The 12743-nt window shown below is 56.0% G+C and carries 10 protein-coding genes; 2 read left to right on the top strand and 8 right to left on the bottom strand.

Annotated features, from left to right (window positions below):
- Positions 1–40: 40 nt before the first annotated feature.
- Both RDV48_23635 and RDV48_23630 read left to right on the top strand, forming a co-directional pair.
- Entirely contained in the window at positions 41–658 is a 618-nt protein-coding gene (locus tag RDV48_23635; GenBank protein ID MDQ7825814.1) for a hypothetical protein, read from the top strand.
- Positions 659–715: 57 nt separating this feature from the next.
- A complete protein-coding gene (locus tag RDV48_23630) occupies positions 716–1243 on the top strand; it encodes a hypothetical protein (GenBank protein MDQ7825813.1) in 528 nt (175 codons plus the stop codon).
- Here the strand turns inward: RDV48_23630 and RDV48_23625 are convergent.
- From RDV48_23625 to RDV48_23590, 8 genes are all read right to left on the bottom strand, one after another.
- Positions 1228–1599: a hypothetical protein gene (locus RDV48_23625; protein MDQ7825812.1), complete on the bottom strand. Its 372-nt coding sequence runs from the start codon at positions 1597–1599 to the stop codon at positions 1228–1230. The genes RDV48_23630 and RDV48_23625 overlap by 16 nt on opposite strands.
- A 63-nt stretch (positions 1600–1662) precedes the next feature.
- Complete coding sequence (locus RDV48_23620) at positions 1663–2466, bottom strand: NlpC/P60 family protein (protein MDQ7825811.1); 804 nt, start codon at positions 2464–2466, stop codon at positions 1663–1665.
- Between the two features lie 128 nt (positions 2467–2594).
- Entirely contained in the window at positions 2595–5141 is a 2547-nt protein-coding gene (locus RDV48_23615; GenBank protein ID MDQ7825810.1) for a response regulator, read from the bottom strand.
- Between the two features lie 8 nt (positions 5142–5149).
- The gene (locus RDV48_23610; GenBank protein MDQ7825809.1) at positions 5150–5734 is read right to left on the bottom strand and encodes a hypothetical protein; all 585 of its coding nucleotides are present in this window, start codon (positions 5732–5734) and stop codon (positions 5150–5152) included.
- 14 nt (positions 5735–5748) lie between these two features.
- The gene (fusA, locus tag RDV48_23605; GenBank protein ID MDQ7825808.1) at positions 5749–7818 is read right to left on the bottom strand and encodes an elongation factor G; all 2070 of its coding nucleotides are present in this window, start codon (positions 7816–7818) and stop codon (positions 5749–5751) included.
- Between the two features lie 98 nt (positions 7819–7916).
- Positions 7917–9887: a tetratricopeptide repeat protein gene (locus RDV48_23600; GenBank protein ID MDQ7825807.1), complete on the bottom strand. Its 1971-nt coding sequence runs from the start codon at positions 9885–9887 to the stop codon at positions 7917–7919.
- Positions 9888–10006: 119 nt separating this feature from the next.
- Positions 10007–10825 carry a hypothetical protein gene (locus RDV48_23595; GenBank protein MDQ7825806.1) on the bottom strand — a complete coding sequence of 273 codons (819 nt, stop codon included), beginning with the start codon at positions 10823–10825 and terminating at the stop codon, positions 10007–10009.
- A gap of 59 nt (positions 10826–10884) precedes the next feature.
- Complete coding sequence (locus RDV48_23590) at positions 10885–12738, bottom strand: radical SAM protein (GenBank protein ID MDQ7825805.1); 1854 nt, start codon at positions 12736–12738, stop codon at positions 10885–10887.
- Positions 12739–12743 lie beyond the last annotated feature (5 nt).

Raw genomic sequence — 12743 nt, 5'->3', positions numbered from 1 at the left:
CAATAGGTACAAGAGACATATAAGGAGGAGAAGGGTATTCATGGAGAGCCACCACATCGATCTTACCTATTCCTATCACCCGTCGTACGGCACAGAGACGCCTGACCAGAAAAAAAAGGCAGGCACCAGGAAAAAGCATCTCAAGACTTACTGTGCCGCCGACTTCTTCGAGCCTGAAGAAAGCCCGCCAGGCAGCATGCACTCTTCACCGAAGCCTCATCTCTGCAGGAGCCGCAGCCTCTGGGCAGGTACTGACAGAGGCCAGGCAGATCCAAGGCACTCCACAATCATGCCGGCGTATGACAGTACTGCACAATGCGACGCGTACTTCCTCACGACGAAAAACCCTGAAAAACATAAGAATATCGGTGCCGCACCCCTTCCGAAAAGCACCTTGAGATGCATGGAGCTCATGAAGAGCCTGAAGAAAATGATGAGCATCGAATTTCGCCAGTATAAATCCCGCGAGGGACTCTATTCCAAGGCTCACCTTGCCGGAATCCTCGGTCTAATTGAGGAATCTGAAAAAAACGCCGAGCAGTTGAGCCTTATGGCCAGGGGCGAAGAAAACGGGGCTTCACCGGCGGTAAGCCAGGAAACGCCCGAGATGAGGAAGCTCAGTGAGCTCATAAGGTGCATGAACCACTTCCTGTCATAAGAACTGCCATTGATTGCCGGCCTTGCCCTGCCGGTCCCTGAAGGTATAACGGGATGCATGGAGAAAAGCTTCCGTGAGATTGATCAGGCGGAGGGCAGGATGATCTGTATCAGGTGCGGCACTGAAAACCCCGGCGATCGCCGCTTCTGTTCCTGCTGCAACTGCCGTCTCCCCCAGGTCATCGAAGAAGTTATAGTAAAGCCCGCCACAGCCCTTCTCACCTTTCTCAGGAGCGTGAGATCAGGAATTCTTACAGGAGTGATTGCCGGCGAGAACATTGAGCTCTCTTTCAGCAAGGTGACAGGCCATCTTGAAGGTATCAGGGAGAAGTTTCTCGCCCAGAGCCAGGTCCAGGCTGCTCCGGGCGCCGAGGATCAGCAGAAGGGAACTCTCGAGGCCATTGACGAGTTCCTTGAGGGCGTCTATGAAATGAAGCGCTTCCTGGAAGACGGGGACCCCTCTCACCTTGAGAGAGGAATGGAAATCGCAGAAGGTGCGGATATTAAATTCCAGGCTGCCCTCAGCGATGTGGAAAACAAAATAGTCCACGTTTACAAAAAGATAGACTTCTACGTGGACCCCTGATGATGCCTCATTGACTCATAGCCTCTCAGGGTGAGATCGACATTGTCAGTGACGGCAAGAACGAAATGCTGCCTTATCATATCCTCTACGGTCTCCGGATCGTTTATATCGTGAGGCCTGAGGGGAGCCAGGGCATACTCAAGGGTCTGGTCGTCATAGGTGCTTTCCCTTATGGAGGTTTTCCCGTCTCTCATCATGTCCGGCACAAGGGTGTACTCGACGTAATCAAGGCCCTCCCTGCTCCATGCCCCGGGCGTCCCCTTACTGCCCTCTTCGACATTGACACGGGAGAAAAACTCCTCGACTATCTTGAAACCGTTCACCGCGAGGTTTTCTGCCGATATCCCTGTATTCATTGTTTTCTCCCCTGCATGCACTTTTCCATAAGGCTTCACTCCTGAAAGGGGCTGCCCCGGGCGTCACTGGAGGCGCCGCCCCCCGGAGAAACGGCTCGCATAGTAGCGGTCGCTTATGTTGTCTATTCTCACAGGCTTATTGGCAGTGGGGCGGTGCACGAACTGCCCGTTCCCCAGGTAGATGCCCGTGTGGGTGTACTTTCCGCGCCGGTAGGTGTTCCCGAAAAAGACCACGTCGCCTGGCCTCAACTCCGACCTCCCCACGGGCGCTCCAAACTTCTGGAGCTGATCGCAGCTCGTGGGGTGGTTGAATCCTCTTGGCGCCATCCCTGACTGCTCTATCATGGTGCTTACGAAATCAGCGCAGCGTTTGGTCTGCCCCGGCTTGAAGCTTCTTCCGCCCCAGCGTGCCGCAGTGTCCGCGAGGCCTGACGTACCCTGGCTGGAAGGATCGCTCATTCCCGAAGCCTGGGGACCACCGAATCCACCGGACTCTCCCGGGGCACATCCCTGCCCCCCTCCTGCTCCAGGGCAGCCCATTCCCTGGCCGCCGCCCATGCCGCATTGCTGCAGCATCTGCATCATCTGCTGCAGCATCTGCATCATCATCTGGAGAAGCGGTGCCATCATGGCCTGCTGATTCCCCGTCATAGAAGGATTCATTCCGGCAGGGCCGCCGGGGCCGCCAAAATCGGCAAGCTCCCGCATGAGGTTATAGGGCTCCAGGCCGGCGCTTCCCTGGCCTTCACACCCTGCGCCCTGCCGCTGGTTGAACTGTAATGCCGGCTGCATCACAGGGGCGGGGAGCGGGGCATTCACCGCGCCGTTTATGACAATCCTTATGGCTGTGAGGTTCACGTTTCCCATGGATCATGCTCCTTTCAGGCTTCTCTCTTTATGATAACCCACAGGAACCATCAAAGGCTCAAAAAGCGCTCAGGGAAAAGTCAAGAAAGTAACATTATTGTGAACCGGAAAGGCCGAAGCGGGATCGCTCACATCGTGAGGGGCACCGTCTGCCCCTCCATGAGGTGGAGGTAAATCTCGGCAGCCTTTGCAGGCACAGGGAGGTCCAGCTCCGCCTGGAGGGTCCTGGCGCACTGGCGGTATGCTCTTACCGCCTCATTCTTCCTGTCCATGGCCACATAGCAGAGCATGAGGCCGATATAGGCATCTTCGCAGCAGTTGTCACAGGCAAGGAGCTTTTTCCAATAGTCGATACTCACCTCGTGCTTGCCCTTCCTGAAGAAATACTTGCCCAGGAGCGTGAGAAGCTCGATATAACGGTTCCTCAGGGCCAGGCGGAGCTCGTCGCTCCATTCATCATAAGAGCCCTCCATGAAATCACCCATATAGAGCCGCTCGGCATTCTGCAGGCTCGCAAGGCCCTCGTCCCACCTGTTCTGCTCAAAAAAAGTCCTCCCCCTGTGGAAGAGCTCTTCAAAATCCGCCACGTCCACCTGGCAGCCCAGAGCGCTGTTGAAATAATAGCTGGCTTTCCTGTGAAGGACGATATTCTTTGCCAGTGGCCCCAGAAAGGGAGTGAGTATCTTTCTTATGACAGAAACGCTGTTATGGAGGGAATGGAGGGCTTTCTGCCCCCCCTTGAGCCAGAAGATATCCATCAGTCTCTCCTCGCTCACCTCCTCGCCGCCGCGGCTCACGAGATAGGCAAAAAGGCTCTTTGCCTTCCTGGTGACCCACGCCTCCTCGTCAACAGGAGTCTCACCGGCCATTACCCTGAACTTGCCGAAGAAAAATATCCTGACGGGAGGCGCCGCCCCGGGTGCTTCGGCCGGAGCCTCATCGGCAGAGTCCTTCCTGCCTTCGGCGGCGGGGATCCTGGCTTCCCTTCCCCTCGCCTCATTGAGAATATCAAGGACCCGGAGCCTCACGGCGCGGTCCTCGTCGTTGGCAAGTCCCTCGAGAATTGAAAGGGGCGCCCTTTTCTGGTCCCTGAAAAGGGCCGTGATCTCCCCGATGAGAAGCCCATGTTCTATGGAGTGCCTGATGAGCCTCCTGACAAAAACCGTGGAAAAATCAGGGTATTTCTGAAGGATGTCAAAAAAGCGCCTCGAGAGGATCGCCTGGAGAAAAGAATTGAAGGCCGCGATTGACCCTGGTGAGCGGTCATCTCCCCTGAGGCAGTGAAGATTCGAGAGAAGAAAGTCCGCCTCGCACATATGATATGCCGACTCCCAGACTTCAAAGATCTCCCTCGCCGAGAGAATCTCTCCCTCCACCCCTTCATACTGCCCCAGCACCATTGCTGAATAGCCTGCCTGAAGGGCGGCCTGGGCCCTCACGAAAGAGAGCGCATGGCTTTTTGCATATTCTATCAGGTCACGGGCCTTCCGGAGAGCCTCTTCGTGCAATCCCCTCCCTGAAAGGACCTGCACCTTGCCGAGCTCCCCGCGGGCTTTCAGCTCGTGGGCTTCACTTCCTTCGAGGAGCTCAAGGGCTTTTTCGTAAGCTTCCCAGGCCACATCGAGGTTTTTCTGCTCCCTCTGGATGTCGGCAAGGTTGAGAAGCACCGACGTTCTTCTTTCCCGGTCATCAGTTTCTGAGGCAGCAGGGGAAAAGGGCTTCTCCTCATAGACTTCTATCACCGAGGGAAGGAGCTTCACAATCCGCGGATCGAAATATGAGCCGCTGCCGCTTTCAATCCGGCCGAGGGCTTCTTTCACTGCCTTCCTTGAGCGGTGGGGACGGTCGCTCACAAGGCTGTCATAAGCTTCCGCCACGGCGATTATCCTCGACTCGAGGGGAATCATGTCGCCGCCGAGAGCCGAAGGATAGCCGGTACCATCCCAGCGCTCGTGGTGGTATGAGATCACCGTGGCGATTTCCTTAAGCTCCTTGAAGGGCTCAAGGAGATCGCGGGCAAGGGCAGGGTGGTTCTTCACAAGGTCAAAATCCTCGGGCCTGAACTCCTTCTTCTCCATGAGCTGTGCGGGAAGATCAAAATAGCCCACGTCGTGGAGGAGCGCCGCGATATAGAGGTTCTGGAGGCGCACCGGCGAAAGCCCCAGGCTCCTGCCGACCTGAAGAGCGAGATGGGCCACCCTCTCGGAATGCCCGATGAGGTGGGAGACCTTCCCTTCGAATAGAATCCCCGTGATGAGCTTCAGGAAATTCCTCCGGTACCGTGCCACGCCCTCGCTTTGAGAGACACTCTGCCTGAGTCTCACCAGCGTCGAGCGTATGCTCCGGAGAAGCTCCTCGCCGGAAAAGGGCTTCATGAGATAGTCATCAACCCTGAGCCTGAGAGCTGCAATGGGAGTATCATGGCTTGCATAGCCCGTGATGATGATGCTCCGCGTGCCCGGCTGCACATCCCTGATGGCGGAGATGGTTTCAATGCCGCTCAACCCCGGCATCCGCACATCGCAGAGAATGAGGTCGAAGGCGCTGTTTTTTGCCATCTCTATGGCCTGCGTGCCGTTTTCCGCGACAGAGACCTCAAAACCGTCGGATTCCAGCTCTATCTGCAGACTACTCCGCATGTACTCGTCATCATCAACGATGAGAATGCGCTCCATGGCATCCCTCACTTTGTCTTGAGCTCAAGTGTCTGCAGCGTCTTGCTGATTTCAGGATTTTGAAAGACTTTCTGAATTTCCGGCTCGGTATCCCTCATCGAAGCCGCCACGCCGCAGAAGATTACCATCGATGCGAGACCTTCACCTTCGGCAGGGATCGGTATCGCGATCCAGTTCCCCCTGGCAGGGCCGGTGCCGGCAATGAAGGGTAAAGCCATATACTGGCTCCCCTTCAGGTCTATGTCCCGGATTCTCCCCATGATGAGGGGTGTCGTGCTGTGTGCCTTAAAGCGGGATTCTATGGCGCTTTTCAGGGATGCTTCGGTTTCCCCATTGTCCCGGTAAGGTATGAAAGCAATGTTCAGCACTCCTCCCGGGGGGCCGCTCAGCATCAAGTACGTCGCTTTATCGGGAAACCTGCTGGCGATGAAGGCACCTCCCTGAGGGGTGATGCTGAAGCTGACAGGTGGAAGCTTGTGGACCTTGCAGGCCTGGGCAGTGATGGTAATCTTCCCCTCAGCTGACACTGGCGGACCACTCCAGGCCATCATAAGGATTATCATGATGCTGCAGAACAGGACAGTGCGTTCCATTCCGTGCTCTCCTTTCAAGCGACGTCTTCCAGGCGCCTCCTGTGCTCGCTCAGGATCTGCTCCTCTGTCTCAGCGGGGAGGCGCGCATAGCTCATGAACTCCATCGAGAAGTTGGCCCTCCCGCTCGACTGGGTGCGCAGCATCGTGGCATACCCGAACATCTCCCTCAGGGGCACCAGGCCCTCAATCTTCTGCGAGCCTTTCCTGAAGCGCCGCATGGCGTGTATCTTGCCGCGCCTCCTTGATATGTCGCCCAGGATATCCCCCAGGTACTCGTCAGGAGAGTTGACTTCAAGCTTCATCATCGGCTCAAGCAGCACAGGGCCCGCTTTGCGGAAAGCCTCCTTGAAAGCCATGGATCCTGCAATCCTGAAGGCCATCTCCGAGGAGTCAACATCGTGGGCAGACCCGTCCAGCAGCGTGCAGCGCACGTCCACCACGGGGAACCGGGCCAGCACTCCTTCCTCGATGGCGTCGCGCACCCCTTTTTCTATGGCAGGAATGTATTCGCGCGGGATGGCGCCGCCCTTGACGCGCTCTCCGAACTCGAAGCCTCCGCCGGGATTCGGCTCAATCCGGAGCACGCAGTGGGCATAGTGGCCCTTCCCTCCCGACTGTTTCACATACCTCATGTCGGAAGAAGCCGCACTCGTGATGGTCTCACGGTACGAGATGGAAGGGGCGCCTGTCTCGGCCCTCACGCCGAACTCTGTCCTGAGCCTGTCAACGGCTATCTCGAGGTGAAGCTCCCCCATACCGGAGATGATGACCTCCCGCGTCTCCTCGTCAGTGCGGAAGCGCATCGAGGGATCTTCCATGGAGAGCTTCTTGAGGGAGATCATGAGCTTGTCGCGCTCATCGCGTGAGGACACCGTGGCCTTGAGACTGATGACCGACTCCGGCACTCTTATCTTTTCGAGGAGAACGGGGCCATCGGGGGCACAGAGCGTGTCGCCGGTGGTAGTGTACTTCATCCCTATCAGGGCCACGATATCGCCTGCCGAGGCCTCGGAGATATCGGTCCGCTCCTTGGCGTGAATGCGCAGGATTCTTCCTGCGCGCTCCTTTTTCTCCTTGATGGAGTTGAAGACATGATCCCCGCTCCTGAGGGTCCCCGAATAGATCCTCACGAAGGTCTGCTGTCCCACGTACGGGTCATGGATGATCTTGAAGGCAAGGCTGGAAAAGGGCTCGCCAGGCGAGGCACTTCTCACTATGGGCTCGCCTTCGGGAGAGAGTCCTTCCACGGAGCCCCTGTCAAGCGGCGAAGGGAGATAATGGACTACGGCGTCAAGGAGAGCCTCGATTCCCTTGTTTTTATAGGCAGCGCCGCAGAACACCGGCGTGATGAGTGTCTTCAGGACAGCACCGCGGGCCGCCTTATAGAGCCTTCCGGCGTCAATCTCCCTGTCGCTCAGGTAATCTTCAAGAAGGCTCTCATCGCATTCCGCCAGGGCCTCCAGGAGCTTTCCCCTTGCTCCGGTAAACTCTTCCATGGAGGAGGGAGGGATGGGCGCCTCTTCGAGTCCGCTTTCAGCGAAAAGCCAGGCTTTGGCAGTGATGAGATCGACCACGCCGACAAATTCATCATCACGGAAAAGGGGGACCTGGAATTTCACCGGCCTTGCATCAAGGCGCTCCGCCATGGTATCGACACATGCGGAAAAATCTGCGCCGGCCATATCCATCTTGTTCACGAAGGCTATCCGCGGGACGTTGTGGCGCTCGGCCTGGTTCCACACGGTCTCCGACTGGGGCTCGACGCCGTTCACGGCGCAGAAGACTGCCACCACGCCGTCAAGGACTCTGAGGGAGCGCTCCACTTCCACCATGAAGTCCACGTGGCCCGGCGTATCAATGAGGTTAATCCGGTGGTCTCTCCATTGGCATGAGATAGCAGCCGAGGCGATGGTGATCCCCCGCTCCTGCTCCTGCTTCATGAAGTCCATGGTCGCCTCGCCATCGTGGACCTCGCCCATGGTCCTGATGTTTCCCGTGTAAAAGAGGATTCTCTCTGTCACCGTGGTCTTGCCGGCGTCAATATGGGCAATGATGCCTATGTTCCTGAGTTTCTGTAGCTCCATGTGAGTCTCCTTGCGCCTTCACCGCGGATTCAGACTATTGCTGCGTGTGATGAAGTGCTTCATTATAAGGGATGAAGGGGCACTCTGTCAAGGGGGTCTCACTCCCTTGCCGATATGAAAAGGCCGCCCACGATGACAAGAGCGCCGGGAAGTGCCAGGAGCAGGGCACCCCAGTTCAGGCCGCGCAGAAATTCACCGGCAAGGTCATTTTCCTTGATATAGGCAGCCCGTGAAGAAGCCGCCATGATCACCAGGGGTTTCTGCAGAGGCCCTTTGAAATAGTTGATATCAGGCAAAAGCTCACTGATGCCGTTTATGGGGCCCATGCTTCCCTTGTAAAGGCCGCTCAGAGCCCGGGGTGCCGTCCCTGAAGTCGCAAGTCCCCTGTATGCCAGCCACAGTGTTTTCCCCGTGCCCTTCACGGGGACCCAGGTCTCGATGCGCTGCGGCTTCTTTGTCTCCACGGCCGGGCTTTTATCGGGAATGATCGCCACGCCCATATAGGGAAGGTTCATGCCATACCTGGAGCTGTACCAGCGCCCCATGTCGGCAGTGGCGAAAGAGATTACCAGGAGACCCCGGTAATTTTCCTGGGCGAGGAACTCCTTGAGAGGAGGATCGAGCGGGGAAGTGACGGGCTTTGACAGCACCCATACCCTGCCATTGGCCTCGGGAACGGCGGCAAAGTAGCGTTTTTCATAGTCCTTTTCCTTTGTCCCCTTGTCAGTGAATGAATATTCGAGCTGGCTCCCTTCAATCACCGTCGGTGAGACCCTGACGGCCGCAAGCGTCACAATCTTCCCTGCAAGCTCCTCCCGGCGCTCCCAGAGCTCATCGGCCTTGCTGATGACAATACCCATCTCAGGGTTATAACGGGTAAACTCGTAATGGTCCTTGTATACCAGGCGGTAAATCGCCCATTCCCACTCAAGCGAGTCATTCTCCAGGGTCACGTAAGAATCATATCCCATGCTGCGGGTGATGAGCTGGTCCGCCTTCACTTTCTTCTCGCTCCCCATGGCTGCGGTGAGCTCTGAAAGTGCAGTCCATGGGATGAGCATATGGGCGCCTGTCATGAAGACAAGCCCTCCTCCCATCAGGAGCATTGCCACCAGGTTGGAGTATCCGAGGAATATCCCGCAGGGTATCTTCTGATATCTCAATATGAGGAGAAGGGCCGAAGCTGCAAGGGCAATGAGGATAATAATGGTGGCAACCGTTGAGCGCAGGGCAAAGAGAAGAATTATGAATCCGTCAACGGCAAGGAGCACGAAGTCAATTCTTCCCCACCTTTTGGCCGTGATGAAGTTGATGAGAAGGGAAGGCACCATGACGGGAAGGGAGAGGAAGAGCAGGATGACCTCGAGAGGGATGGAGAAGAGGGAGGTTTTCCCCCGGGGCCGGGGCTCCAGAGGGACTCCCTGGGCTTTCAGCCTTTCGGCGGCATCGATGAATGCCCTGGCGTCCTGTGCATCTCCGTGGGCCAGGCGCCCGAGCCACGTCTCCGATTCGGTTCCCGGCGGGCCTGCCGGGGGAAGGGCCGATCCCCGGGCTCGGCCGAGGCGCTGCCTCGCGTAGTCGGCCTGGGGCTTGAGCTCAGGCCCGGGATTAAGATCAATGAAAGCCTTCCATGAGCGCATTGCCTCGTCAATGAGGCCAAGCTTTTCCTCCACGAGGGCTTTATGAAACCATGTGAGAGGGAAATCCTTCTTTATCTCCAGGGATTTCTGATAACACTGGAGTGATTCCCTGAGGCTTCTCTCTTCAGGAGATCCCTTGGCAGCGGGAGGATCGGGATTGAGGGCATCGAGGGCATTGGCCTTGAGAAACCAGATGATATGATTCTTTCCTCCGCTGCGGGCAGCCTTCTCAAGCAGCGCAAGGCTTTCATTCCACAGGCTGTATTGCTGTAGGAGCGCCACGGCCGTCTCGCAGGCTTTATCCCCGTCATCGGATTTTTCCACAGAGTCCCCGATGAACTGCACTGCCCTCTCAACCTGTCCTTGCTCAAGAAGGGCTTCGGCTTCATGTATCCACTTTTCAGGAGAGCCCCCGTTCATTGATTCCACCCCTCATTCCTCATATAATAATCCTCTTTTCCATTATAGCATATTATTAAATATTGTCAACACAACACTATCTATGGCTATTCTTTTATCGCCATCGCTCATTGGGTTGATGATGCCTCTCAGTACTTGAGGTGGCGGATCAGCTTTCCGTCCCTGTCATACCAGCGCTCCTCGAGGACATTCCCCACCTCGTCGCGGAAAAACTCCTGCCTGGAGCGGATCTTCCCTTCCCCGTCCTGGATGGTCACCCTGGTGACCTCTTCCGCATCATCATATTCGTAGAGATAGGTGCTGCTGGTAATTCCCCTGCTGTTCTGCCACTTCCGCTCCACAAGGAGTCCCCTGTCATCATAGGCAAAACGGTTTATCCCCTTGAAGATCCCCCCGCTTCCGAAGAGGCGCTCCTCCGTCATCCTCCCCTGCCCGTCATACTGGTAGAGCATGTCCTTGAGCACCGTTCCCTTTAGATCATTCCAGATTTCCTGGACGAGGAGGGGAGGATCGGACCTGTCGTATTTCGAGGTGATGGTATAGAATATCCGGCCTTCCTTGGTATACTCGGCCCTGCCGACCATGAGGCCCGCGGCCTTGTCGTAAAGATAGCGGTGAATGTTGTCTATCCTGTCGTAACGGTCAAACCATACCGACTCCGCCACATGGGGATCATCGCCGGCATAAAAGTAAATCCTCTTTGTGGGCTTGGAAAAATCGTTCTCATATTTTTCCATCTTGATGACCCGGCCTTTTTCGTCATAAAAATGGTCCTGGTGCACAAAAGGCACCTTCCCCTCGGGGCACTCCTTTATTCCCACCACATGGCCGTAGTAGTCCATCTTTCCCGTCCTGAAATGGCGGACCTTCACGGTGAGCCTCTCGATTTCCCTGAAAAGATCCTCGATGCTTTCAATGTGAACGCTTGATTTAAGATTGCTGTCCATACGCTGCGCCGGGCGTGCTCCCGGCTCCCTCCCTTCTCTTGCAGAAATATTGCTCGCGGTTACCAGGCCTCCACTTCCGTGCCCCTTGGAGCCTCCAGGCTGAAATCTCTCACGTATTCAAGGCCATGCCTTGCCAGGTAGAGGTGAATATTCTCCCTCAGGCGGAGATAATACCACAGGGTATAGCCGTAACTGGCGGCACAGATGCTGGTGCACCGCTTCATCAGGGCATGTATCTCGTCGCTCTCCATTCCCCCTCTGCTCCTGTAAGTCGTGAAGGTTGAAAGCTCCTCCCCCTCCTCAGTCACGTCGAATATGCCGTATTTTTCTGCATCAAGGTAGAGAAGGCTGTGTCTCCCAAGCGTGAAGACTGACCGTCCGTATGAATGGATAATGTCCTTGTGATCGCATATGGCCCTGATGGTCTCCATGGCCTCTTCCTCTGTCTCAGTAGGAAAGCCGAAGAAGAGGTAGGCGAAGTTCCAGATGGAGGCCTCACTCGAGTTCTTCAAGACCTCGTACCTTTTCACTGCATCGACGCCCTTGTTGATGAGCTCCAGGATGCGCTCACAGCCTGATTCAAATCCCCAGAGGATCATGGTAATGCCTGACTGGTGCAGGCGCTCCAGCAGAGGCCCGTCAAAGGCCTCCTCAAGCCGACCGTTGCTGAACCAGCGTATCTCGAGCTTCTCATCGATGAACCTTTCCGCCATTGCCTTCATGGTAACGGGCTTTATTGACTCATCGATGAATTCATAGTGGAGTATGCCGAACCTGCCACTCAGGTGCTTTATCTCTGCCACAAGCCTGTCAAGGGACTTCACATCTTTGTGGACTCCAAAGTCGGAATCACAGAAAGTGCATTTGCCCCAGTAGCATCCCTTGCTTGACTGTATGCAGCATACAAGCTCCGGCGTGAAGTATTTTTTCAGTGGAAGGCCCTCATAGTCCTGAAAGCCGAGGCTGTCAAGCTTTTCAGGCTGCTCCTCAAAGGAATGGCGGACTTTTCCATCCTTGTGATAGAGAATGCTGGGCACCTTTGCAAGGCTTTTCCCCTCCTGCCGGCAGGCAACAAGGTGCTCCATGGTCTTCTCGCCCTCACCCAGGGCCACGACATCGGCGAAATTCTCGAAAAATTCGGGGCGCTTCAGAAGTGCGTCCTTGACCCTTGTGAAGAAGTTACCCCCGATGGCGACGAGGCTTCCAGGTGGCAGCCCGGATTTCATCATCATGGCGAGCGTAAGGCCCGGGAGCACCTGGGAGAAGGAGTTGATGGAGATGGCCACAAGAGAAGGCTCAGGCTTCATCAGCTCCGGGAGCTTCTGCCTGAAATAGTGATAAAACATGTTGAGCCCGGGGGTCTTTGCATGGACGATGAGGCTGTGGGTGGCAAAGAGGCAGTGGGGCTGATCGAAGCCGCTGAAGGTGAGTTTTGCTGGGTAATAAGGGAGCGACACGATCTCCAGTGCTCTGTCTATTATGGAGAAGGCTTCAATGAGGTACTGGGGATTATAGAACCGCCTTCTGTCCCTGAAAGTCTCCTTTGCGTCAAGTACGCCCCTTATGACGGCATCGGAATTTTTCAGCTCTTTCTCCTGGAACTCCTTGAGCCTCTCGAGCTTCATCTTCTCAATCCTGTGTATTGCCGATGCGGTGCTTCCGACAAGGGGAGCCAGCATGCGCTTTGAGACAAGGTGCTGATGGTTCATGGCGATTTTCCTGAGGGACTGGCCCAGGTATTCAGGGGTGAGGATGTCATCATAGAACTCGACATTCAGATCTTTGAGGATGACCGCGTGGCCTTTACTCCGCAGGTGCCCGCCAAGGCCGGTCAGTACATAATGGGGGTTCTGCGGCGTCCACTGGGGAGGGAAGACAAGGAGCGTGGTAAATCCGGTGCTTTTTCCGCTCATCTCCT

The sequence above is a fragment of the Candidatus Eremiobacterota bacterium genome, assembly GCA_031082125.1.
Lineage (GTDB): Bacteria > Vulcanimicrobiota > CADAWZ01 > CADAWZ01 > Ess09-12 > Ess09-12.
This window is presented reverse-complemented; position numbering and strand designations above follow the sequence as displayed.

Coding starts and splice junctions, on each gene's coding strand:
- RDV48_23635 (MDQ7825814.1), top strand. CDS start 41: ATGGAGAGCCACCACATCGATCTTACCTATTCCTATCACCCGTCGTAC.
- RDV48_23630 (MDQ7825813.1), top strand. CDS start 716: ATGGAGAAAAGCTTCCGTGAGATTGATCAGGCGGAGGGCAGGATGATC.
- RDV48_23625 (MDQ7825812.1), bottom strand. CDS start 1,599: ATGAATACAGGGATATCGGCAGAAAACCTCGCGGTGAACGGTTTCAAG.
- RDV48_23620 (MDQ7825811.1), bottom strand. CDS start 2,466: ATGGGAAACGTGAACCTCACAGCCATAAGGATTGTCATAAACGGCGCG.
- RDV48_23615 (MDQ7825810.1), bottom strand. CDS start 5,141: ATGGAGCGCATTCTCATCGTTGATGATGACGAGTACATGCGGAGTAGT.
- RDV48_23610 (MDQ7825809.1), bottom strand. CDS start 5,734: ATGGAACGCACTGTCCTGTTCTGCAGCATCATGATAATCCTTATGATG.
- fusA (MDQ7825808.1), bottom strand. CDS start 7,818: ATGGAGCTACAGAAACTCAGGAACATAGGCATCATTGCCCATATTGAC.
- RDV48_23595 (MDQ7825806.1), bottom strand. CDS start 10,825: ATGGACAGCAATCTTAAATCAAGCGTTCACATTGAAAGCATCGAGGAT.
- RDV48_23590 (MDQ7825805.1), bottom strand. CDS start 12,738: ATGAGCGGAAAAAGCACCGGATTTACCACGCTCCTTGTCTTCCCTCCC.